The organism is Eisenibacter elegans DSM 3317, assembly GCF_000430505.1.
Taxonomy (GTDB): Bacteria; Bacteroidota; Bacteroidia; order Cytophagales; family Microscillaceae; genus Eisenibacter; species Eisenibacter elegans.
In genome coordinates this window covers 22,703-46,177 of the sequence record NZ_KE387153.1, presented here as the reverse complement: position 1 = coordinate 46,177, position 23,475 = coordinate 22,703, and the positions used below count along the sequence as shown (strand labels likewise).

Annotated in this window: 17 protein-coding genes; 12 read left to right on the top strand and 5 right to left on the bottom strand. The window is 47.0% G+C overall.

The window, feature by feature from the left end; all coding sequences use genetic code 11:
* The first annotated feature begins 28 nt into the window (after positions 1-28).
* From G499_RS0113800 to G499_RS0113785, 3 genes are all read left to right on the top strand, one after another.
* Positions 29-817 (top strand): hypothetical protein, encoded by a 789-nt coding sequence (locus G499_RS0113800; RefSeq protein WP_027000428.1) that lies wholly within the window; start codon positions 29-31, stop codon positions 815-817.
* Positions 726-2,336, top strand: a complete 1,611-nt coding sequence (locus G499_RS20085) for a S8 family peptidase (RefSeq protein ID WP_081413810.1) — start codon at positions 726-728, stop codon at positions 2,334-2,336. The genes G499_RS0113800 and G499_RS20085 overlap by 92 nt, the downstream gene beginning before the upstream one ends.
* Positions 2,337-3,304: 968 nt before the next feature.
* Entirely contained in the window at positions 3,305-4,378 is a 1,074-nt protein-coding gene (locus G499_RS0113785) for an SMP-30/gluconolactonase/LRE family protein (RefSeq protein WP_027000426.1), read from the top strand.
* A gap of 13 nt (positions 4,379-4,391) precedes the next feature.
* Here the strand turns inward: G499_RS0113785 and G499_RS0113780 are convergent, their stop codons facing one another.
* Together G499_RS0113780 and G499_RS0113775 are read right to left on the bottom strand one after the other, a co-directional pair.
* Positions 4,392-5,042 (bottom strand): DUF2927 domain-containing protein, encoded by a 651-nt coding sequence (locus tag G499_RS0113780; protein WP_161627758.1) that lies wholly within the window; start codon positions 5,040-5,042, stop codon positions 4,392-4,394.
* 48 nt (positions 5,043-5,090) lie between these two features.
* Entirely contained in the window at positions 5,091-5,570 is a 480-nt protein-coding gene (locus tag G499_RS0113775) for a hypothetical protein (RefSeq protein ID WP_154658464.1), read from the bottom strand.
* A gap of 281 nt (positions 5,571-5,851) precedes the next feature.
* On the opposite strand from G499_RS0113775, the gene G499_RS0113770 reads away from it, so the two are divergent.
* The 6 genes from G499_RS0113770 to G499_RS20075 all read left to right on the top strand — a co-directional run bounded on the left by G499_RS0113770 (position 5,852) and on the right by G499_RS20075 (position 18,208).
* The gene (locus G499_RS0113770) at positions 5,852-11,263 is read left to right on the top strand and encodes a trifunctional serine/threonine-protein kinase/ATP-binding protein/SpoIIE family protein phosphatase (RefSeq protein WP_027000423.1); all 5,412 of its coding nucleotides are present in this window, start codon (positions 5,852-5,854) and stop codon (positions 11,261-11,263) included.
* A gap of 83 nt (positions 11,264-11,346) precedes the next feature.
* Complete coding sequence (locus G499_RS0113765; RefSeq protein ID WP_027000422.1) at positions 11,347-13,554, top strand: carotenoid oxygenase family protein; 2,208 nt, start codon at positions 11,347-11,349, stop codon at positions 13,552-13,554.
* A gap of 325 nt (positions 13,555-13,879) precedes the next feature.
* Positions 13,880-16,069 carry a carotenoid oxygenase family protein gene (locus G499_RS0113760; protein ID WP_027000421.1) on the top strand — a complete coding sequence of 730 codons (2,190 nt, stop codon included), beginning with the start codon at positions 13,880-13,882 and terminating at the stop codon, positions 16,067-16,069.
* Positions 16,070-16,153: 84 nt separating this feature from the next.
* Positions 16,154-16,579 (top strand): GNAT family N-acetyltransferase, encoded by a 426-nt coding sequence (locus G499_RS20080; RefSeq protein WP_051296264.1) that lies wholly within the window; start codon positions 16,154-16,156, stop codon positions 16,577-16,579.
* An 18-nt stretch (positions 16,580-16,597) separates the two neighbouring features.
* Complete coding sequence (locus G499_RS0113750) at positions 16,598-17,125, top strand: HIRAN domain-containing protein (protein WP_027000420.1); 528 nt, start codon at positions 16,598-16,600, stop codon at positions 17,123-17,125.
* Between the two features lie 663 nt (positions 17,126-17,788).
* On the top strand, positions 17,789-18,208 hold the full coding sequence (locus G499_RS20075; protein WP_245576744.1) for an RNA 2'-phosphotransferase: 420 nt from the start codon (positions 17,789-17,791) through the stop codon (positions 18,206-18,208).
* A 130-nt stretch (positions 18,209-18,338) separates the two neighbouring features.
* On the opposite strand, the gene G499_RS0113735 is transcribed toward G499_RS20075, so the two are convergent.
* Positions 18,339-19,751 (bottom strand): acyclic terpene utilization AtuA family protein, encoded by a 1,413-nt coding sequence (locus tag G499_RS0113735; protein WP_027000419.1) that lies wholly within the window; start codon positions 19,749-19,751, stop codon positions 18,339-18,341.
* 177 nt (positions 19,752-19,928) lie between these two features.
* Between G499_RS0113735 and G499_RS0113730 the strand changes: the two genes are divergently transcribed.
* The 3 genes from G499_RS0113730 (at position 19,929) to G499_RS22145 (ending at position 21,872) form a co-directional block, all read left to right on the top strand.
* Positions 19,929-20,177: a hypothetical protein gene (locus G499_RS0113730; RefSeq protein ID WP_027000418.1), complete on the top strand. Its 249-nt coding sequence runs from the start codon at positions 19,929-19,931 to the stop codon at positions 20,175-20,177.
* Between the two features lie 93 nt (positions 20,178-20,270).
* Complete coding sequence (locus G499_RS22150) at positions 20,271-20,870, top strand: DEAD/DEAH box helicase family protein (protein WP_051296263.1); 600 nt, start codon at positions 20,271-20,273, stop codon at positions 20,868-20,870.
* A gap of 39 nt (positions 20,871-20,909) precedes the next feature.
* Positions 20,910-21,872, top strand: a complete 963-nt coding sequence (locus G499_RS22145) for a hypothetical protein (RefSeq protein ID WP_211231625.1) — start codon at positions 20,910-20,912, stop codon at positions 21,870-21,872.
* A gap of 253 nt (positions 21,873-22,125) precedes the next feature.
* Here the strand turns inward: G499_RS22145 and G499_RS0113715 are convergent, their stop codons facing one another.
* Positions 22,126-22,755, bottom strand: coding sequence for a peroxiredoxin (locus G499_RS0113715; RefSeq protein WP_027000417.1), 630 nt, complete (start codon positions 22,753-22,755; stop codon positions 22,126-22,128).
* A gap of 47 nt (positions 22,756-22,802) precedes the next feature.
* A complete protein-coding gene (locus tag G499_RS0113710; protein WP_027000416.1) occupies positions 22,803-23,261 on the bottom strand; it encodes a Fur family transcriptional regulator in 459 nt (152 codons plus the stop codon).
* Positions 23,262-23,475 lie beyond the last annotated feature (214 nt).

The following is a 23,475-nucleotide window of genomic DNA, read 5'->3' as shown; positions in this document are numbered from 1 at the left end:
ACTTGTTGGTCAACAATATAAGATTTGTATGGAAAATAAAAACCGTTTTTGGCCGCTATATTGGCCCTTATTACTGCTGACCGGCTTGGTAGGAGCCTGTATTCCCTCTACCATTATGCCCACCCCCGAGCAAACAGGGCAGAGCTTTGCTGCGCTCGAAGTCGGTAATTTTGTAGACTATGAAGTAGAGCGAGTAGATTTTTTCTTGCTCGATGCCCCCGAAGTACAGCGCTTTCAGTTGCGAGAGATAGTGGTGGATACTTTTACCAATATCCAAGGGAGTAAAAGCTACCGGATAGAACGCTACCGCCGTGCCAATGCACAGCAGTTTTGGCGGATTGACTCTATATGGACTGCCCGCATCGAAGGAGCGCAATACATCCGTACCGAAAACAACATCCCTTACATACGCCTTGTGTTTCCGCCTCGCAACGGCCTTACTTGGGATGGGAACCAAGTCAATGCCCTGCGTTCACAACAATATGTTGTCAAAGAGCTGGGGCAGGAACGCATCATCAACAATCAACCTTTTTTAAGCACCCTCAAAGTAGAACAAGCCAACGACTCTAGCTTGGTAGAGCTGAACCGTGCCTATGAGATTTATGCTCAAGGAGTGGGCTTGGTTGAAAAGTCCTTGCAGCGCTTTTTTTATTGCCAAGGCAATGACTGCATTGGCAATAATATTATTAGTTTTGGATTCACCTATACCCAAAAAGTAACTACCTATGGCAAACTTTCCACTACACCGACCGCTATATTGGGTCCTACTTTTGCTGATTATCAGTCCGGTAGCCGCCAAGGCCCAACGTCAGAATAATGTAGCCAAATACTTTGTAGCCTTTACCGACAAGAAAGACTCTCCCTACAGCCTCTCACGCAAAGGAGCCAAAGCCTATCTTTCGGATCGCTCGCTGGAGCGCCGCAAGCGGCAGGGTATCAAACTGACAGAGCGCGACCTGCCTGTGAATCCAAATTATGTGGTGAAGGTAATGGAGGCCGGCGCAGAGGTATGGTATAGCTCTCGATGGATGAATGGAGTGGTGGTGAGTGTACACGTAATCGAACGTGAGAAAGTCAGACAGCTGCCTTTTGTCAAAGAACTCATACCGCTTACCAGTGGCCCTGGGCATACCCGTGTAACAGCCCCCCCAGTGGAGTTGCCCAGCGGCGAAGTCATCAATATCAAGATAGAAGCTGACGAAGACTATGGTCAGGCGCTCAACCAAATTCAACAGCTGGGCGCACACGAAATGCACCGACAGGGCTTCAAAGGCAAGGGGATGCTTGTAGCTGTGTTTGATGCCGGATTTGAAAATCTTCCCCAACTTGATGCTATGCGTCATTTGTTTGTCAATGGACGTATTTTGGATACCTACAACTTTGTCGAAGACAATGGATATGTGTATGGTAAAGGGGGCGACCACGGCACCAAGGTGCTCTCTACTATGGCGGCCTATGACCCGGGCAAAATCATTGGCACAGCCCCCGAGGCAAGTTATTTGCTTTACCGTACAGAGGATGCTTCGTCGGAGTATCGTATTGAGGAGTTTAACTGGCTGTTGGCTGCCGAGCGCGCCGACAGCGCCGGAGCCGATGTCATCAACTCTTCATTGGGTTACAATAACTTCGACGACAAATCGATGAGCTACACTTATGAGCAGATGGATGGCAACACGGCTTATGTTACTCAAGCCGCCGATATGGCCGCCGCCGTCGGAATGCTCGTCGTAACCAGCGCCGGAAACGAAGGACGGAGCAAGTGGAAATACATCACTGCTCCCGCCGATGCCGACTCTGTCCTCACTGTAGGGGCTGTAGACAGCAAAGGCAGCTATGCCGAGTTTAGCTCCAAAGGCAATACCCCCGACGGGCGCACCAAGCCTGATGTAGTGGCCAAAGGCGCGGCAACCACGGTCGTCTCTCCCGGAAACCGCGTAACGGTCTCCAACGGCACTTCTTTCTCCAGCCCACTGATGGCAGGCTTTGCCACAAGCCTATGGCAAGCCTATCCCAAGCTCAACAATATGGAGGTGATTGACATCTTGCGGCGAAGCGGCAGCCAAGCCCAAAAACCTGACTCGCTACTAGGTTATGGTATCCCTGACTACGAGCGCGCTAAAGAAGCTTCCGGCAAAAAACCCAAGATGCAAGGATGGTTTGATACCCTAGAGTCATTGCCCAAAAGCTTGCCTATAGACCCCCGCAGCGGCATTCATACCGGGCAAAACACTCCTGTGTTACAAGCCGATACCCTAGTGGTGTTGCTCAACTACGACCTGACACAACCCATAGAGCGATTGCTCCAAGCAGAAGCGAAGGCGCACCATACAGAATAATGGTGTATCACAAAACACTAGGTCTCAAAAATACGATGTACACCAGCCAAGACTCACAAGGTTTGAGGATTGACAGGATTTGGTTTGCTTGATTCTCAAGGGTTTTCAGTGGACATATTTCCAAAATCAATTTTGATTTTGGGGTAATAACCCTGATAATCAGTGGTTTACTTACGTGTTTTGAGACCTCCCTCACGCCACGGGACGTTTTTGGAAAAGTAGCCTAGTGTTCCAGCTTCGAGACAAGCAGAGGCCTTATTTTTTGGGCAAAATGAGACTTAACCCATAGTTCTAACGGTCGGATTTGAAAAATACCTAATCAAGCCAAGAACAATAGCACCCAAGTATAGCGCCATTGGGATATAGAAAGCAGTGATGACCATCGAGGTAATCCAAGCGGCAAAACTACCCACAAACAGCAACAGACTAACTACCCAGAGCCAAGTGTGGGAAGTATCAAACCCCCACGTAAAACAAAAAAGCCTACAAACAGCATACTCAGCGCACTGGCAACGAGCATCATCCACAGGGCAAATTGGGGATAGAGCAGCCATAGGAGCAATGGGCTTAAGATAATACCACCAAAAAATGAGTAAAGAAACACAACACTTAGCAACGACCAAAAGGAATTGTTCCGATACCGACGGGTGCGCTTTTGATGGCGTGTTGTAACTTGTTTTTTTGATTGCTTGGGGTTGACTTTGTCGCCTTGTATGTGTTGGCTACTTGGGGAGCGCAAGAGCACAACCTCCGGATAAGCGGTGTGAGACATTACAAAAACTGCTGAATATCAATAGACCAAGAGTGTAACGGTAAGCAATATAGGCGCTTTTGCGGTACATAGGCTAGAGGTACTTAGTGAGAGTGAGATGCCCTTGCTTTACGTGTAGCAGAGAGAGAGGTTGTGTTTGGATGCGTCAAAACTTTTACGCATCTTGTAAGCAACTAACAACTAACAAACCCCTACTATGCGTTATTTCAAATGGTTTTTATTAGCCTTGTCAGCCCTTGGTCTGCTGTACCTCTTGGCTGCTCCCGTAAACATCACACCTGTGGTGTGGAAGCCTGACACGGCTCCGGCGCTCTCAGAAGCCCCCTACCAACCCCACACCGACTTGGCCGCGTTGACAACCATCGAACTCGATGGAGTAGGGCCTGAAGACATAGATTTTGCCCCTGACGGCCTGTTGTATACCGGCTTGGAAGATGGACGCATTATGGCCATAGACCCGCAAACGGGTAAATCGAAAATCGTTGCCAAAACCAAAGGACGACCACTAGGGTTACGCTTTGATGCGAAGGGGCAACTATATATCGCCGATGCATATAAGGGATTGTTGCGCTTAGACCCTAGTAGCGGGCAGCTCAACCTCTTGACCAATACCGCAGATAGCCTGCCTTTTAAATTTACTGACGACCTCGACATAGCCCGCGATGGAACGGTCTATTTTAGTGATGCTTCATACAAGTTTGCCTACCACGACAAGGTGGCTTACCCTCTCGAAAGCGGACTGCATGGGCGCTTGCTCAGCTACCACCCTAAGCTTGGGATGGCAAAGGTCTTGCTGGATGAATTAGGGTTTGCCAATGGCGTAACACTCAGTCCTGACGAAGATTACCTGCTTGTAACCGAAACGCTCCGCTATCGAGTTCGTAAATATTGGCTCAAGGGTGATAAAAAAGGACAGAGCGAAATCTGGCTCGATAACTTGCCGGGCTTCCCCGATGGCATTCTCTACGATGGGCAAGGACTGTATTGGATAGCCCTGTACAACCCTCGCAATGCCATTCTTGACCGTATTTTGCCATCGCCTATGTTGCGCAAAGTAGTATATCGTTTGCCGACTTTTTTGCAGCCCAAAGTTACCAATACGGCGCTGGCCATCGCAGTAGACGCACAAGGGAAGGTAAAGCATACCCTTTATGATACGTCGGGTAAGTATGGCAACCTGACCAATATCGTCCGCCGAGGGGATACACTCTACTTTGGGTCGTTACACGAACGCAGCATTGGAGTATTGTCGCTTAGCGCCCTTAAGTAGCCCATCTCGACACTTACTCAGCCTTACCGAGCACATTCCTGATGGCTTCCGCGTCCATTCCTGTCTGTAGGCGTGGGTCATAGAGCCATCGGATGAGCTGACGGTCATAGTTGGTGAAGTGTTGGGTAAGCGTCCATTTTTCATAAAAAATACTTCCTGCGTAGCGGTCTGCGTCTTTCATCAGCCCCAGGGCTTGGGTGAGCTCCTCGCGCAGGAGGTGTCTTTGTGCCACTGGATCCGTGAGGCGTTCGGTATCTACCCAAACACCTCCTTGTTGGATACATCCTTGCATATCATATCTGACTGCAAAAAGCCCTCTATTATATTTGATAAAGCTTTTGGGCAGTTCAAAACGTTTGGCAAAAGCTTTGCCACTGCCCGTGAAGAGCTGTAAATTGGCCGGCAGGTCAGGAGGACATTTTTGGAGCCTCACCTCCGGCAGGTCAATCAACCCATTCAGCTCTGCTATTAGGCTGTCGAGCGTGGGCTGCAAATGTATCGGTAGGTACTCATACCCGCCAATCAGGATGGCTTGTTCCCAACGAATGAGCGTTTGGGGGGTATCGCCATACTCACTGCCTAGGGCTACTTCCAAGAAATAATCTAAGGTTTGTTCGAAATTGGCAGGGGCAGTGTGTACCGGCGTATCGTTTTGGCAAGCCATAAGGCAAGTACTCAGAAATAGGAAGGCAGCACAAAATCGGCACATTGCTTAAGGGAGGAGGTGAATATAAACCTTTGTTTGGGGTAGTTGGGCTTGTATGTCCTTGCCAAGGGTAGCCTTGACAGCCATTAGGTAGCGGCGTGTATGTTGTCGGGTTGTACTGTCGTTAGTCGACGGGTACAGCCGTTTGTCGACCCAAATATACACTTTACGCAGACTAGGAACTGCTGTACAGACTTGTAGGTTATGCAGATGTTCTTGAATACTCTTACGAATGTCACGCCGAACACTTTCATTGCTGTCGGGTATTGCTACCTGCAAGATGAGGTGTAAGTGGGTGAAAGGTGGCCATTCACATAAATCTTCCAATAAATAGCCAAGGTGTATCAAATCATTGCGCTCTTCGTGTACCAAGAGCTTGAAATGCGACACTTCAGGCTTAAATTTGACCTGATATAGAGAAACGGCAGTGTCAGGATAGTTTTTGGTCGTATTTTTGAGAATCACTTTTTGGGCAACAAGTGGCATTTGACCAAGCAAGAATAGAAGACAAAACACCAACGGTATAGTGATATTTTGTAACAATATTGGGGGTGTTTTTAAGATAGGGTAGATTTTATGACAAAACATCATTTCGCAATAGTATATTTGAATTTGACAAACAGGCTCAATACCTAAAGCAACCTACCTACACAACGGATAACCAAACTAATAGTTGAATAAAACAAGTTTTTTCGTTTGTAGCTCTCAGGGGCGCTTTATTATAAAGACAAACAGTAAGTTATACAACGCGCACCACATCATCGTTTATGCAAATCGCAGGTTATCAGGTCAAGGAGTATCTACAGCAAGGCAACTATACCCAAATAGCAGAAGGGTTTAGTGGGGATGAGCGGGTAATCTTGAAAATAAGCAGGTTAGAGGGTAGCTATCAAGATACTTCCTCAAGTTTATATGAAGAGTATCAGACGATGAAAAGCCTGGAGGGTTCATTTTTCTTGCGCCCCATAGCGCTCTTAGAACACGAAAGCAAGGCCGTATTGGTTAGGGATTTTTTTGAAGGTTTATCGCTCAAGAAACACCTCTCCCAGAAGCGTCTTTCGATAGCAGAGTTTTTTGACTTGGCCTTGCAAATAACCGATGCCCTGATAGCTATCCATCAGTCACAAATTATCCACAAAGACCTCAATCCAAACAATATCCTGTATAATCCCGAAACCGGTGAAATCAGGGTAATCGATTTTGGGATGTCGTCGCGTATCAGCCTGAAATCCAAAAACCTAGGAAACCCGCAACGCTTAGAAGGCACACTGTCTTATATGGCTCCTGAGCAAACTGGGCGGATGAACCGCATGGTTGATCACCGCAGCGACTTGTACAGCCTAGGGGTTACGTTTTATGAGATGCTCAGCCAGCGCCTGCCTTTTGAGTACACCACTGCGATAGAGCTAGTGCATGCCCATTTGGCCTTAGCGCCACCACCCGTCCAAACACATCGTAGCGATGTGCCACGAATGTTGTCGGAAATTGTTGCCAAACTGTTGGCTAAAAACGCAGAAGACCGTTATCAATCAGCAGCCGGACTAATGCACGATTTACAAACGGCTAAACAATATACTACACAGGGCATCAACCCACAGGAAATAAAACTGGGTCTGCGCGATATTTCGACACGCTTTGTTGTACCTCAGAAGCTACACGGCCGTGCACAAGCCCTTGATTTGTTGATGCAAAGCTTCCAAGAAAGTATGACTGGACAAAAGCCCCTCGTATTGGTCAATGGACTTTCAGGTGTGGGCAAATCTGCATTGGTAGCAGAAGTACACAAGCCGATGTCTGAGGCTAGAGGCGTGTTCTTGGAGGGTAAATTTGACCAGTTTCAGCGAGATGTTCCCTATTATGCTTGGCAACAGGTCTTGAACCAACTTACAGAGCTGTTATTGACAGAGCCAGAAGAAAGGCTGCAAGAATGGCAAGCAAGGCTACAAGCCGCCGTAGGAAGTTCGGGGAAAGTAATCACAGAGCTTTCGCCCATTACAGAGAGTATCTTGGGCAAACAGCCCAATCTACCCGAAGTAGAGGCCAACGAAGCACAAAACCGCTTTTTGTATACTCTCAAAAACTTTATTGGGTGTGTAGCCGAAAAGTCTCCTCCTTTGATTCTCTTTGTGGATGATTGGCAATGGGCAGACCTGCCCTCTATTGCCTTGTTGCAAGAGTTACTCACTGACCCTGGCATCAAGTTTTTGTTGGTCATTGCAGCTTATCGCGACAACGAAGTCAGCCCTACACATTCTTTTGCCCAACTCTTGGGTGATTTGGCCAAATTGGATGACGCTACCAGGCCTAATATCAAGGAAATCAAGCTCCAAAACCTCTCGGAGGAAGACGTGGCCAATATCATCCGAGAGGCTTTTATGGGAGATATTCAAGACTTTGAGCAGCTTTCCAAATATATCTATGCCAAAACCAGGGGTAATGCCTTCTTTGTGATACAGGTATTGAAATACTTGTATGAAGAAGGTATTTTGCGTAGCGAATACCAGCAAAACGGACAATACTATTGCTGGATTTGGGAAAACAGCAAAATACAGGCACTTCAGGTAAGTGATAATGTGGTAGAGCTGATGCTTCGCCAAATTCAGAAATTACCCATCGACACCCAACACCTGTTGCAATACGCCTCTTGTCTGGGCAATTTCTTTGATATCAAAGTACTTTCTACCTTAGAGTCGCTACCACTCAAGACCATCAATCAGACCCTCAATGCAGCGCTTCAGGAGGGGATGCTGATACCTGTAGATACGGGAGAGCGCTTTCATACACAGTACAAATTTGCGCACGACCGCATACGGCAGGCTTTTTATGAATCTGTAAGTGAGGAGGCGGCCAAGCAAGACCAACACCTGCGCCTAGCCACTGTGTTGTGGGAAATGTATGGCGGTGAGCAGTATCTCGAAACCCATCTCTTTGAGTTGGTCAACCAATACAACAAGTGTATTCCCCTGTTGCAAACAACAGCTGAAAAGCTACGGGTAGCCCAGCTCAACCTGCAAGCTGGAACCAAGGCACGCGCCTCGGCTGCGTATGAGCCGGCACTGTACTATACCAAGGAAGGAGTCAGACTCATGCATACAATCGATGGTTGGCAAAAGCATTATTCTCTGACCCTAGCATTGGCCTTGGCCAACCTGCAAGCGCGCTACCTTACTGGCGACTTTGCCAACGTAGAGCACGAAGTGGCAAATCTGTTACACAAAACCCAAAATGTACTCGATAAGGTCGCTGTCCATGAGCTACACTTAGCCATCCTCAAAGCCCAGAATAAACTTTTGGAGGCCATTGATGTAGGTTTGGAGGCTTTGTTGTTGCTTAATATCAAAATACCGCGCAAACCTTCCAAATTGCAAATTATTTGGCAGGTGATGCGTACAAAATCGCTCTTGAGTAAACCCGAAAAGCTTCTCACTCGCCCTCAAACAGACAACCCGCTACACATAGCCATCGAGCGCCTGCTTTCAACAATTAGCCCGGCAGCCTATTTTGTTAATCCGGATATCCTGCCCTTAATCATCACAACACAAGCCCAAGCCGCTTACCATAACGGTCACAACCTGTTTTCACCATATTCTTACATTTCTTTCGCCCTGATACAGTCAGGGGTCTTGAATGATATCGAGGGAGGCTATAAGCTAGGAAAAGTCGCTGTAGAGCTGCGTTACCAGCTCAAGTCTGACAATATCGCCAGCCGCCTTAGTTTTGTGTGGGGGTGTAATGTCAATCACTGGAAAAGCCCCCTGACCGAAGTCGCCCAAGAATTACATCAAACCCATATCCAAGCCATGCAAAGCGGGGATTTTGAGTTTGCAATGCTGTCTTCTGTGGTAGGTATAGGTACGCTGATATTCTCAGGGGCAGGGCTGAATAAAGTAAAAGAGCGCCTTATAGCGCAAGAGCTGGTGGTCAAGAATGAACTAAAGCAGCCGGCCAAACATGACAATCACCTAGTTGCTTGTTTCTTATATGCCAAAGCGTCTGGTGATGAAGGTTTTTTGAGAACCTATGAAGGACACCCGCTGACAGAGGACTCGTATATTGATAAAGCCATCACTTTGGGAGACAAAACAAGCCTGTTCTCAACATATGTGGCTAAATTACTTGAAGCTGTTTTGCTCAATAATCACACAGACGGCAAGTCATACATCACCAAGGCAGAGGTTATCAAGGATGCCAGCGCAGGCACTACATTTTTAACTCACTTTTATTACTTCAAAGCGCTTATTTTGGCGCAAGAGAGTCTTCATAACCCATCGAAGGCCGGGAGCAATAAAACGGCTATTGTCAAATCACTGAAAATGTTGCAAAAGTGGGCTGTTCATAACCCCAAAGTATATGCGCAAAAAGCCACTTTTGTACAAGCAATGTTGGCTCAATTAGCTGGGAAAACATACCAAACAGCCCGGTTGTTTGACCAAGCCCTACAGTTAGCCAACGACCACCAAATGCGCAATGACCAAGCACTCATACAAGAGGCCTTTGCGAGATTTTACCTCAAGACCGGGCAAAATACGCTGGCTGATTTGCTCATCCTACAAGCTTACCGTAGTTATGGCCTTTGGGGGGCGGAGAAAAAGACCTATCTGCTCGAACATGAGTTCAAACAGCTCTTTGTAGATGCAGGCAACGGACAGACTATTCAGGTTCAAAAGACGACTATGGGAGCCAGCGAGTTCAGCTCTCAACACAGCAACATCGAAGACTCGAAGTCTTCGGGTGGGCTGCAACGCCTAGATATAGAAGTTGTCATCAAGAGTTCGCAGATAATATCGCAAGAAATAGTATACCAACAACTGGTATATAAGATGCTTGGGATGGTAATAGCCAATGCCGGAGCAGACAAAGGAGCATTGATTATCTCAAAAGGAGATGCAGGACTGTTTTTGGAAGCCATCAGCAATATGAATCAAGAGAGCACTACAGATGATGAGTTGCTGAATTTACCCTTGCGCAAGGCTAAAAATCTGCTGCCTGACAGCTTGATTAATTATGCCCTTCGGCTACAAGGTAATAACAGTACCGCCCCTCCTACTATATTGACTCGCCCACACGAGAACCAACTCTTCAGCAAAGACCCGTATTTCCAAGAGCATAGACCGGAGTCGGTGATGATGATTGCACTGCTGAAACAACAGAAGTTAGTAGGGCTTTTGTATCTTGAAAACAGCCACAATACTGGTGTTTTTTCACAAGACAGAGCCAACTTGCTAGCCCTGTTGTCCTCTCAGATTGCAATTTCTATCGAAAATGCACAGCTTTATGAAAACCTAGAAGAAAAGGTAAAAGAGCGTACTGTAGAAGTGATGCGGCAGAAAGACTATATCGAAGAACAGAAAAACGAAATCGAAATCAAAGCACGCGATATCAAGGCTAGCATCAACTACGCTCAAAATATCCAACAAGCTATTTTGCCCTCCAAACAAGAATTGGCACAGTACCTGCCTGAGTCATTTGTACTCTTTCAACCAAGAGACGTGGTATCGGGCGACTTCTATTGGATGAAACACGTCAATGGCATCACTTTCTTAGCCGCAGTAGATTGTACGGGGCACGGCGTACCTGGCGCGTTTATGAGCCTTATAGGCAGTAGTTTGCTGACCGAAATCGTGATACAGCGCCGCATTAGCTCTCCCGGATTGATTTTAGAAGAGCTGCACAAAGGCATTGTGCAGGCTTTGCACCAAGAAGAAAATAAAAACCGTGATGGGATGGACATTGCCCTTATAGCAATTGATCATCACGCAAACACCCTTACTTTTGCCGGAGCCAAGAATCCTTTGTTGATTGCCCACAACGGTGAAATGTTGGTATACAAAGCCGACAAAAGCCCAATAGGAGGGGAGTGGGAGCGTAATAACAAAGAGCGTAAGTTTGTGCAAACAGTGTTTTCTCTTTCAGGAGACCCATCGCTAGGAGAACCTCTTGTGCCTCAACCTAGCACTACTTTTTACATTTTCTCCGATGGCTACCAAGACCAATTCGGCGGGCCTAATGGTCGAAAGCTTACTTCCAAAGGTTTTAGAGAGTTACTTCAAAAAATACACCAAAAACCAGTAATAGAACAAAAAGACAGCTTGGTAGAACATCTTGAGCATTGGGTTCAACACTCAGGCAAGAAAGAATCGCAACTGGATGATATACTGATAATTGGATTTAGAGTATAGGTGCGATAAAAATCTGACTTATGTATTGAAGTTTAAAAACTATTTTGCTTTTTTGGTATCAATAATGATTATTGACACCAAAAATGACGACCAACTTTCAAACATACCCATTCATCTTTGCTAGAAGAGATGATGCAGATTATGTGTTATACCCCCTAAAAGGGCAATTGCCTCAGGATTTATATGGGGCAGTGTATATCACCTCTCCCGTCGGAACTGTGAACTCCGGCGGGCTGCCTTATCCCGAAACCTATGCGGATGGTACGGCCAATAAAGAATATGCATCGCCCCTGATGAATGGCGACGGGATGATTCTCAAGATAGACTTCAACACTCCCGGACAAGCACGCCTGCAAGCCAAGGTGCTCAAGCCACCTTGTTATCATGCTGATGAGGCCACTGGACGTATGGGGACGCTCGCTAAATGCAAACAATACAAGCATTATGCGTTTCGGAATATGGGCATAGCTCGGCCCTCGCCTATCTTGGGCGCACGCAATATGCTCAATACGACAGTCGTCCCGTTTACGCGTAAGGGTGAGACCACCCCAAGATTGATGGCAACCTATGATGTAGGTCGGCCTTTCGAGTTTGACCCCAAAACACTCGAACTCATCACCCCTATAGGAGCCAATGCTGATTGGGTAAACGCCACTCCGGCAATGTTGCGATTTCCTTTTCCTTTGATACAAACCACTGCACATCCGGTATTTGACCCGGCTACCTCCGAGCTGTTTTTGGTCAATTATACCAAGTCGATGGAGAATATCTTTGCTGTCTTAGAACTCAGGTATATCAATGATGTCAAACAAGAGGGCATTGAAAAAAAACTAGCCGAAATAGCGCATTGCTATGATAATAAGCATGAACGGAGAAAAGCAGCACAGAAACTCCTAAAACAAGCCCATCGTACCCAAAGGGCAGCCAAACTGATTGCCAAAGTACTCAAAACCTTGAGTTGTATCAAACTAGGAACTTGGTCAGCCAAACTGGCCGACCAAGTATTCTTGATGCGATGGGACACCCAGGGACAAACACTGCAAAAATGGCGCGTGATAGATGAAGAGGGGAGTGATTTGAAAATACAGCAATGTATGCACCAGCTAGGCATCACACAAGACTATGTCTTGTTGGCTGACTCTTCCTTTAAATTTACGCTAGATACCTTGGTCAACAATCCCTTCTCACACAACCCAGATATAGACCGATTTATCAGGGAGCTACTGGGTGCACCAATGATTCCGTATTTAGATCTGTACCTTGTCAGAAGAGCGGAGCTCAACCCTGCCAATGATACCGTAAAGGCGCGTAAACTCAAGCAGCCTATTCCGCTAGAAGCCATCCACTTTTCTTGTAACTATGCCAACCCCAATGGTCAAATCACACTCTATGCCTCTCATAATGCGGCTGCATGCGCAGCAGAATGGTTGAGAACATATGATGTGCGGGCTACTGACGGGCAAGCAATAGACAAACAATTACATGGCTTGCTTGCAATTGGGGCTATGGATTTAGGGCGTATCGGTAAATTCATAATCGATGCCGAAAAGGCCGAAATCCAACAACAAATATTACTACAAGCACCACTCAACTCCGAGCAACAGCCAATAGGAGAAAAAGGAGAGCATACTTGGGCTATGAGTATGTATGCTTATCGAGGAATGCTTGATGCAGCAGAAAATGTCAACAAAATTCATCAACTGTATTTTATTAGTGCAGGCTTAGATGAACAAGTACTGAGCAAGTATATATACGATTTATATGAAGAGTATCCCAATCGGCTACTTTCAGCACAAAGAGTATTAGACTATACTAAAAAAGGAATCCCATGTTGTTTGTTGAGGGTAGATACAGGCAATATGAAAATCCAAGATCACTATAATTTTCCAAAAAGTTATAATTTGTACTCTTTACAGTTTGTTCCTCGATATAGAACAACTTTCAACATATCTGATGAAGACTTGGCTCAAGACGGATACTTGTTGTGTACTTTGCGGCAAAAATTTGAAGATAATCGAAACGATTATCGTTCGGAAATATGGATTTTTGATGCAGCCAATCTTGCCCAAGGGCCGGTAACTGTCTTAGGGCATCCTAAGTTACATTATGGTTTTACGTTACACTCAGCCTGGATAGCGACCACGGAATCACCCCAAAACAACCCTCACAAAATTAATATTCGAACCGATTATGACGAGTTGCTGCGGTCTATTTGGTGGCTGCCCAAACGCCGCCGGATACAACAGTTATTTGAAGAACATATATACCCACACTTTGAGGCAAACACATAAAATGAGGCTGCTTACATCGAGTAAGCTTCAGAAGTTACTACACTGTATATTTTCTAGTTTGGTACTGGTTCATTAAGCTGTGTACCCCAAGATGGTATATAGCTACAAAAAGTTACTGATTTTTAGCGCTCTTTTGCGTGCTTTGTGACCAAATTTACATCGAGTATTAGGAGGGAGCGGAATGAGCAAAGTGCCCACAAAAAACTGAAAATACCTAGTACTGTGGTAGAGTGATAATTATTTTCAATCATTGCGCTAGTTTGTTTGATGCTTTGAGAACATTTCACTTTCTTTACATATATACATACCTGAGCTCCAAACCTCAATGACCGCCAACCCCAACTTTCGCCCGTTCATCTTCGGTACGCGCAATGCGACTGACTTTACCCTCAATATCCTCCAAGGCCAAATGCCAGAGGATTTGTACGGAGTTGTATATTTAGCAGCCCCTAGTGGTTCGGTCAACTCCGAGGGCTTGCCATATCCCGAAAAATACCCTGATGGTACTAATAACAGAGAGTATGCTACTCCGTTGATGAATGGCGATGGGATGATTTATAAAATAGACTTCAACACTCCCGGACAAGCACAGCTGCAAACCAAGCTCCTCAAGACACCCTGTTACTATGCCGACGAAGCCACCTGCCGTACGGGGCCTTTGGCCAACGAGAAACATTACAAACATTACTTTTTTAGAAATATGGGTATTGCCCGGCTCTCCCCCATCTTGGGAGCGCGCAATATGCTCAACACGGCAGTCATTCCGTTTCAGCGCCAGGGCGAGTCAAGCCCACGCTTACTGGCTACCTACGATGTAGGGCGGCCCTTTGAGTTTGATCCGCAGAGCCTAGAGCTCATCACACCCATAGGCCTCAATACGGAGTGGGTGGCTGCCACCCCACCGCTCTTACGCTTTCCTTTTCCCTTGGCGCAGTCTACAGCTCACCCAGTATTTGACCCCAAAACACGGGAGCTGTTTATGGTCAATTATACCAAGTCGATGGAAACCTTGCTTTCTTCTATCCAACTCTTGGGCGACAGCTTGCTCGATGCCACGCGTAGCGAAGAGGAATTGGATAAGATTGCCGAAGAATATCTCCGCACCGAAGACAAACAGACCGCCCAACAAGCCCTCACACGCTTGCTGGCGCGTAGCGAAAAAGGCATAGGCGGTTGGTTGAGAAGTCTTATTAGCAAGTTGGGTATCAAAGCAATAGATACTACAGCGCCTCCTGACCAAGTATTTCTGATGCGTTGGAATGGTCAAGACCAAAACCTGCAAAAATGGCGGGTGCTCGACACAGAGGGCAAGGATCTCCGCATCCAACAGTGTATGCACCAACTCGGCATCACAGAAGATTATGTACTCTTGGCCGATTCGTCGTTTAAGTTCACCCTCGATACCCTCATCAACAATCCCTTCCCACACAACCCCCGAATAGACCGATTCATCCGAGAGTTGATAGGAGCGCCGATGTTGCCTTATTTGGACATTTACCTCGTAAAACGCAGCGAACTGAGCAATGCCGCTACCGTCCAAGCACGTAAAATGCCAACACCCGTTCCCCTGGAGGCCATTCACTTCTCTTGTAATTACGCCAACCCCAACAATCAAATTACCCTCTATGCCGCCCACAATACCGCTGCCTGTGCTGCAGAGTGGCTACGCCCCTATGATACACAAGCAACCGACGGCCAACCGATAGAACAACAGATGATGAGTTTGTTTGCTATTGGCGCTATGGATATGGGGCGTATCGGCAAGTTTGTCATCGATGCTGCCTCTGGTGAAATCAAACAACAAGAGCTGCTCCACGTCCCCCTAGACCCCGAAAAACAAGCCACCGACCCCGATGGCAAGCATACTTGGTCTGTCGGGCTGTATACCTACCGTGGGATGATTGCTCCAGACGAACAGGTAGACGCTATCCGACAACTGTATCTTGTCAGTACTGCGTTAGACCATCGCACCCTCAGCCGATACATATACAGATTGTACCAAAATCATCCCAAACGCTTAGTTTCACCTGAGCGTTTGTTAGAATATACCCGAAAAGGTGTGCCCTATAACTTGATTAGGGTAGATACGGACTCGATGCAAGTGGCAGATTTTTATGCATTCCCAGCGGACTATAATATGTTTTCGGTGCAGTTTATCCCACGCAAACGCCAAGGAGCCCTACCGGAAGGGGTAGACCCCGCACAAGACGGCTACTTGCTCTGTACTATGGTAAATCGCCTGCCCAATCAACAGGAAGGTTATCGCTGCGAAATGTGGCTATTTGATGCCGCCAACCTCAGCCAAGGGCCGGTTGCAGTATTAGGACACCCTGAGTTACAGTATGGCTTTACGCTACACTCTACTTGGATTGCACAGGCCGTATCGCCTCAAAATACACCCTACCGGATTGACATTCGCCAAGACTATGACGCACTGCTACGGACAATCTGGTGGCTACCCAAGCGCCGACGCATCCGCCAATTGTTCGAACAGTATATTTATCCGCATTTTTGAGGCGTGTACACATTGCCTTAAACCGGATTTATGCGTAACTTTAGGCAAGTATAAGTTTACGAATGCCTCAAAGCGCGAATCAGTATGAAAAACTTGACCATTCACCCAACAACCCCCTCAATAGCAGAATTCCAAGAGCTGAGGCAGCTCGTTGGCTGGGAAACCCTCCCTGACCTGCTCGTCGAAAAAGCCCTTGCAGGAACTATATTCGGTATTTGCATCCGCCACCAAGATCAAGCCGTGGCCTGCGGGCGTATCGTGGGCGACGGCAGTTTGTACTATTACTTGCAAGATGTAATCGTACATCCTGACTTTCAACACAAGGGATTGGCCAAAATGGTGATGGCGTATTTACTAAGCTACCTAGAGAAAAATGCTCACCCTCAGGCCATTATCGCTTGGGTAAAACAGCCTTCTATTATGGCTAATTTTTTTGAGCAATATGGCTTCACACAACGCTCCGATAGTGAATTAATGGTCTGCCAAAACATAAACAGCTCGGCGATTTAATGGCTTGTATAAATTATTATGTTAATCTTAGCCCTCATACTTATTTTGGCCATTGGTCTTATCGCGATACTCAGCAACCAAAAGCCTGAAGCAGCCAAGGCAGGAGCCAAGCCCAAAAAAGAGCTCCCCAACAAAGCCAGCAAAGAAGAACAAAACTGGCAGCGCTACTTGGCGCAATTTGGCGCACACACTGGCGAAGTGGTAGATATGGAAGAGACTTTTGTGGTAGGGGTGAAGTACAACAATGACCACACCAACATACCACGCCAACAGATCATCGCCAAATGCCGTGCCGGCGACAAATTGCTGCTCATCCCTGAACCCAACAACCCCAAGGATTCTTATGCCGTGATGGTCTGCCGCCTGAGTGGAGAGCAAATCGGCTACATCAATGCAGACCTTGCGATGGATGTAGGCGCTAGGCTTAACAGCGGTGTGAGGGTTGATGCCGAAATCATCTTTATCGAAAAAATACACAACCTGCTCGAAGTACGTATCCGTCTCAGCAAGTACAGACGCCGCAGAGACCTCCCCCAAATTAAATAACCCACGCCTAGTAGCCACCTAAAAGTGAAGTACCAAGCCTGGGAAAAGACTTTGGCGGACCGCTGTTACTTAGCGTACTTTTTTCCAAGTAGTTACGAAGCCCTCATCCTCTGTTTCTAACTTTTTAGCGTCGAGGTAGCGGATGATGATGATAGTGCTGTTGCCAATAATATTGGCAATGCTGAAAGGGCCAAACTCGTTTTCGATGGTAGAGCGAGTAGCCCACGATTTTTGAGCTACGAAGAGCGAGTTTTGGTATACCTCACCATCTTGTAAGGAACTGCTCTCCCATTCTCCTTGCCCATAGGTTTATACCAAAATTCACAGGGTTTGATTTCCTTGATTATCAAGGATTTTCAGTGCGCAGATTTCCCAAACCAATTGTGATTGGGTATAACGGTGGGATTTGGAAAATAGCCGGCAGCGTGAGGTTTTTACAAATTTGGCTTGTAGTTTGAGCTGTGAGGTTTCCAAAATACCAGTGTGTACAAACAATGCCCAATACCATTAGCAACACCCAACCAACGATATGAAAGCAAAAAATCAACACGATTCGACCAAGATAAGCAAGTTCCTAAGCCTCGTACTCCGTCACCAACCCGAAGCTATCGGCATCACCCTCGACCCCAAGGCTGGACAGAGGTAGCCCCGCTGATAAAAGCCATGCGTCAAAAAGGCTTTGATATAGACCTCGACCTACTCAAAACAGTGGTAGCCACCAATGCCAAAAAGCGCTTTGCCCTTAGTGAAGATTTTACCCAAATCAGGGCCAACCAAGAACATTCTATCTCGGTAGACTTGGCTTACGAGGTCCAAAGCCCTCCCGAAATACTCTACCACGTCACAGCACAGCAACACGTAGCCGCCATTTGGCGCGAGGGCATACACAAAGGCCAACGACACCACGTACACCTCAGCCCCGACCCCGCCACCGCCCACAACGTAGGCCAACGACACGGTAAGCCCTATGTCTTTGTAGTGCTAGCCCAAGAAATGCACGCCGCCGGACACCTCTTCTACTGCACCCAAAATGGTGTGTGGCTCACCAAACACGTCCCTACACAGTTTTTGAGGGAGGGGTAGATAGTAATGATATAAAGAACGCAAAGTAAAGTGAAAATCCCCACTACTTTGGCCTTTGTGTGTATACCCTCAGTTGGGTTGATAAGTAACTCATCGAGGTTGCTCTCAACCAACACTGGTGTGTGTATTGTTAAGTACTCATCATCTCCACCTTAGTAGCCACCCAGCGGCGGTCTATGAGGGTAGGGAAGAGGGCCAGTTGTTGGCGGTTGATTTTTCCCCAGCCGGGCATACTACATACGCCGGGAGGGCCATTGAGGCCGAGGCAGGTAGTAGCCTGAAAGGCCTGCTTGCCGGTTTGTTCGTCGGGATGGCGGATGGCGATGCGTAGCCCTACTTCGCGGAGTTGAGTCTCTTGTTCGGGGCTGAGCGGGGGCAGCGCGCCCGGGTGGATGCCGTCGATACCGATGTATTGGAACTGTGCCTCTGTGATTTGCAGCATCGGCAATCCGACCCAAGTTTGGCGCACAGCATCTTCCCACAGGCGGGCTTTTTGGACGGCATAGGGGGCAGTAAAGAAAAGCAGTTGTTCACTCAAGTAGCCAGCTTCGTAGCCCATAGCGAGTTTGAGTTTTTCGGGGCGTGGGTTACCTTTTACGCCTGTTAGGCGTACCCGGTCGGGGGCTATTTGTTCGAGCTGTATCTGTGTCAGATCGGCGGTTACGTCGGGGGTGATGTAGGCCGCCGGATTGTGTATTTCATATACCAATTGCTCTCGGATGGTATTGCGGGAGACCTTGCCTCCTTGGCTAGTGAGGCGTGTGAACTCGGTGCGCCCGTCGGGCCAGATTTCGGCAATGGGATAGGCAAGGTTGTGGAGAGAGTAGTTGGGGGGGAACTCGGCATAGGAGTTGCCTCCGGAGGCTTGGCCACCACACTCGATTACGTGCCCAGCTACGATTCCCGCAGCCAGCAAGTCAAGCTCGGCAGGTGCTTGAGCATCGTCTAGCGTCCAGCCGTAATGGTGTACTAAGATACCCAGCACGAGGGCAGGGTCAGCCACGCGCCCCGTCAGGACGAGGTCAGCCCCTTGGCTGAGGGCTTCGGCCACCCCAGCGGCACCGGTGTATACGTTGGCGTGGGTAAGGCGGTATTTTTCGGGGTCAAAAGGCTCTCCTGAGTCTAGGTGCTGCAAAAGCTCCCCACCTTGGCGTAGTTCGTCGATACGAGCACTGAAATCATCGCCCGTAACAACAGCCACCCGAAACCCTTCGATACCCTGTGCACGCATCGTCTTGACGACACGCTCTGCCGCGCCCCAAGGGTTCAGGCCACCGCCACTGCTTACAATCTTGATTCCTTGGCGGTAGGCCAATGGGTAGAGGCTTTTGGCCAAAAAGTCGATATCACGGGCGTATCCTGCGCCAGTGTCGCGCTGTTTGTCTTTTTGGAGAATCGACAGGGTCAGTTCGGCCAGAGCATCCATCATAATATAGTCAGCGGCTTTGGCCTTGGCAATGGCAATGGCCGCTTGGGGGCTATCGCCGTAAAAGCCTTGTCCTCCGGCAATGCGGACAGGCGTGTTGGGTAAGGACGTATGCATATAGTAGGTTATTGTTGGGTTATTGGGATAAATATAAAGATTTTGGGTTAAAAATACAGTGTACCGCGCAAACTTAGCTGCTGCTTTTCGGAGTTTGTGTTTCCGGCGCTTTTTCCGTATTTTTGATTTACCACAAAATACCCTTGGTTTTATTTTCCACAAAACCCTCTTTATCAGATGATGACAGAAAACAGTGCTTTTGAAAAGGTATGGGTCATTGACAATGCCCAGCAAAAGCGCAACCAACAAAAGCGCCTTGAGCAGCAGCTACAGCAGTTACAATTGCAACTAGCCTTGTTTGAAGAGCGTTTCGAAGCCACCCTAGAGGCAGCGCCCGCACAGCCTGCCCTGCCGCCCCAATGGGCGGAAAGCCCCTATCTCTGTTTTGGATATTTGAGCGACAATGATTGGCTCACCTCTGCCTAGTTCCTTACAGAAAATAGCCATAACACCCGCCCCGCACAGGCGGGTGTTTGTCTACAAACACCACATTAGTATCAATTTGTAAAGCCCCAACCAATGAGAAAGCGATTTAACATTACCGGCTCTTGCAATGCAGAGGAGCATTATATGATGGATGACAGTCGCCGTTTTGCAGGTATCCTTCAAATGGTGGAGTTTGGCGATTACTTCGTCATCAACCGCCCACGGCAGTACGGCAAAACGACCATGCTTTTTTCATTGTATTATTTATTGGAACAAGAACCAAAGGCCATTCCTTTATTGATGAGCTTTCAGGGTCTCAGTGAATCAGTATATGTTTCGGCAGACACCTTCAGTCAGTTTTTTTTCAAAGAATTGAAAGCAGCGCTGAGCCAGCCCCAAGGCGGCTTCTCGCAGGAAATACTTGCCAACTTGGCTCCTGTACAGACGCTCGACGACCTCTCGGAGCGCATTACAGGCATTGCCCGACAAACCGATAAGAAGCTGGTTTTATTGGTCGATGAGGTAGATGCCAGCAGCAACTACGAACCTTTTTTGTTGCTTCTGGCAATGTTGCGCCACAAGTATTTGCACCGCCATCAGCCACGGCATCAAACCTTCCACAGCATCGTATTGGCGGGGGTACACGACATCAAGTCTTTGAAGTTCAAACTACGCAACCCCGATGATGCATAGGTAAACAGCCCCTGGAATATCGCTGCCGACTTCAATGTCGTGATGGAGTTTTATCCCGATGAGATTGCCTATATGCTCCGCCAATACAGCGAAGCCGAAGGCGTATCGATGGACTTTGAGGCCATCGCCGAGCGGCTCTATTACCACACGTCGGGCTATCCTTTCTTGGTTTCGAAGCTTTGCAAAAACATCGCCGAGCTGATTTTACCCAAGCGCCAAGACCGTAGCTATTGGGACTTGGCCGATGTGGAGGCCAGCGTGCAACTGCTGCTTAGGGAGCGTAATACCAATTTCGACAGCCTTATCAAAAACCTTGAAAATAACCAGAATCTTTACAATCTGGTGTACAGAGTTTTGGTAGAAGGCGAGGTCATTCCTTACAACCCCGATGCGCCTTTGGCGCAACTAGGCCGGACTTATGGGATTTTTCGCGATTATCATAACCTTGCCATTCACAACCGCATCTATGAACAGTGTATTTATAACTATATGACTGCCAAGAGACTACAGTTAATGATTGATGAAAAGAAATATAACTTTGGCGACCAGTTCCTCACCGACGACGGTGCCTTGGATTTGGAACGGGTGCTGCGCAAGTTTCAAAGTTTTATGAAGCAGCAATACAGCGCCAAAAATAACCAACTCTACCTATCTGCACTACAAATACATCATCGAGTTGAAGCTGTGGCGCGGCGACAAAGCACACCAGAAAGGCCTCAACCAACTCGCCGATTACCTCGACAAACACAGCGTAGACCGTGGCTACCTGCTCATCTTCGACGACCGGCAGAAGCCCAGCTGGCGCGAAGAACTAATCCAGCACCAAGAAAAGGAGATTTTTGCCGTTTGGGTGTAGGATTGAAAATCCTTGTGCATCGAGTAAATCTGAGTATAAAAATAAAGTCGCTTGTGTCAGATTCACAAGCGACGGTAGCTATCTTTGTTATTGTCGTTTTTTCTTGGGTTGGAATAATGGATAGTGCTCATCAAACATTTGGGTGAAAACCTCTTGTGCTTTGAGCCAGCCTTTGCTATAGCTTTGGTGAAGAGGCGTATTACTGTAATTTTGTGCTGAAGAGTGGTTTTGTTGCTGTCTCATAATGTCATATGTTATATGGTTGTAATGTAGATGCAAGTCTAGTGTTTAGACGCAGATCTGCGTATTCTGGTTGCATCGGGCTTTTATTTTTGCTCAAAAAAACTCCTCGACCAAAAGGCAGCCGAGGAGTTTCTTGTTTGTATTTTTGTGCTGGGCTTAGTTGTTAGACAAATAAGTAGCAACACCATCACGGGTAGCTTGCATTGCTTCTTTACCTTCAGACCAGTTTGCGGGGCATACTTCACCTTTTTCTTCTACGTGGCGGAGTGCATCAACCATACGGATGGCCTCGTCAATATTGCGGCCAAGGGGTAGGTTATTGATAACACAGTGTTGCACCACACCGGCTTTGTCAATCAAGAAAGTACCACGGAAGGCCACAGGAGCACCTTCAAAAGCGAAGTTACCTTCTTCGTCATAAGTATAATCACCGGCCAAAACACCGTAGTTGGTGGCGATAGTTTTAGCAGTATCTGCTACGATAGGATAAGTAACACCTTGAATACCACCGTTTTGCTTAGGAGTGCTCAACCAAGCAAGATGTGTCTCTTCAGTATCAGTAGAGCAGCCTATCACGACAGCGTCGCGTTTCTCAAACTCGGCCAGTTTCTCTTGGAAAGCCAAAATTTCAGTAGGGCATACAAAGGTGAAATCTTTTGGGTAGAAAAAGAACACCACATATTTTTTGCCCAAGTATTGGGTCAAAGAGAAGTTTTCTACGATTTCATCGCCATTGATAACAGCGGGAGCGCTGAATACGGGGGCTTTTCTGTTGATTAAGCTCATAAAGCGTTGTTTTATGATTTGGTTATGATAAAATACAAGGGAATATGTTAAGCATTGGGAGTTTGAATAAGCACCCTAGCATTAGGGTCTATTTTTTCTCCACTGATTTGCAAGGTGATTGATTTTATATGTAGATTTTTTACACGATTTTTTTCAAAAAAACAATGCAGCAATGCTTGTAGTTCTTCGTGCTCAAAATCAATAATCTCCTGTGTATTGGTGCAATAGATGTGATTATGTTGGGTTAAATTGGCTTCATACCGAACAATATGGTTGGCTGTCGGTACTTTCTGAATTAATCCTACTTCTGCGAAAGTATCTAGAGTCTTGTAAACGGTTCCCAAAGAGATACTAGGATTTCTAGGACGTACTTCTGCCCACAATTCTTCAGCAGTAGGGTGTGTACCCAAAGCACATAGCGCTTCATAAATTACAATTCGCTGTTGGGTAACTTTCAGCCCTTTTTCGGCTAGGTGATGCTTGATTTGTGCGTAATTTTCGGACAAAGTACTATTAGAGAATAATTCTTGTTTGAGATTTGATACAAAGTTAAAACCTCCTCAAAGACAAAGCAAGCCCTTGAAATTTTTGGAGCTACTTTTCTGTAAAATACTTTTATCAATACAATTATCCCTGAGTTAGATACAATTCAGGGGCTTGATTTGGGGTGTTACTGGAATGACAAAGTAACTTGCATTGCTGAAGTGGATGTGGCTTAAG

Coding starts and splice junctions, on each gene's coding strand:
- G499_RS0113800 (WP_027000428.1), top strand. CDS start 29: ATGGAAAATAAAAACCGTTTTTGGCCGCTATATTGGCCCTTATTACTG.
- G499_RS20085 (WP_081413810.1), top strand. CDS start 726: ATGGCAAACTTTCCACTACACCGACCGCTATATTGGGTCCTACTTTTG.
- G499_RS0113785 (WP_027000426.1), top strand. CDS start 3,305: ATGCGTTATTTCAAATGGTTTTTATTAGCCTTGTCAGCCCTTGGTCTG.
- G499_RS0113780 (WP_161627758.1), bottom strand. CDS start 5,042: ATGGCTTGCCAAAACGATACGCCGGTACACACTGCCCCTGCCAATTTC.
- G499_RS0113775 (WP_154658464.1), bottom strand. CDS start 5,570: ATGCCACTTGTTGCCCAAAAAGTGATTCTCAAAAATACGACCAAAAAC.
- G499_RS0113770 (WP_027000423.1), top strand. CDS start 5,852: ATGCAAATCGCAGGTTATCAGGTCAAGGAGTATCTACAGCAAGGCAAC.
- G499_RS0113765 (WP_027000422.1), top strand. CDS start 11,347: ATGACGACCAACTTTCAAACATACCCATTCATCTTTGCTAGAAGAGAT.
- G499_RS0113760 (WP_027000421.1), top strand. CDS start 13,880: ATGACCGCCAACCCCAACTTTCGCCCGTTCATCTTCGGTACGCGCAAT.
- G499_RS20080 (WP_051296264.1), top strand. CDS start 16,154: ATGAAAAACTTGACCATTCACCCAACAACCCCCTCAATAGCAGAATTC.
- G499_RS0113750 (WP_027000420.1), top strand. CDS start 16,598: ATGTTAATCTTAGCCCTCATACTTATTTTGGCCATTGGTCTTATCGCG.
- G499_RS20075 (WP_245576744.1), top strand. CDS start 17,789: ATGCGTCAAAAAGGCTTTGATATAGACCTCGACCTACTCAAAACAGTG.
- G499_RS0113735 (WP_027000419.1), bottom strand. CDS start 19,751: ATGCATACGTCCTTACCCAACACGCCTGTCCGCATTGCCGGAGGACAA.
- G499_RS0113730 (WP_027000418.1), top strand. CDS start 19,929: ATGATGACAGAAAACAGTGCTTTTGAAAAGGTATGGGTCATTGACAAT.
- G499_RS22150 (WP_051296263.1), top strand. CDS start 20,271: ATGAGAAAGCGATTTAACATTACCGGCTCTTGCAATGCAGAGGAGCAT.
- G499_RS0113715 (WP_027000417.1), bottom strand. CDS start 22,755: ATGAGCTTAATCAACAGAAAAGCCCCCGTATTCAGCGCTCCCGCTGTT.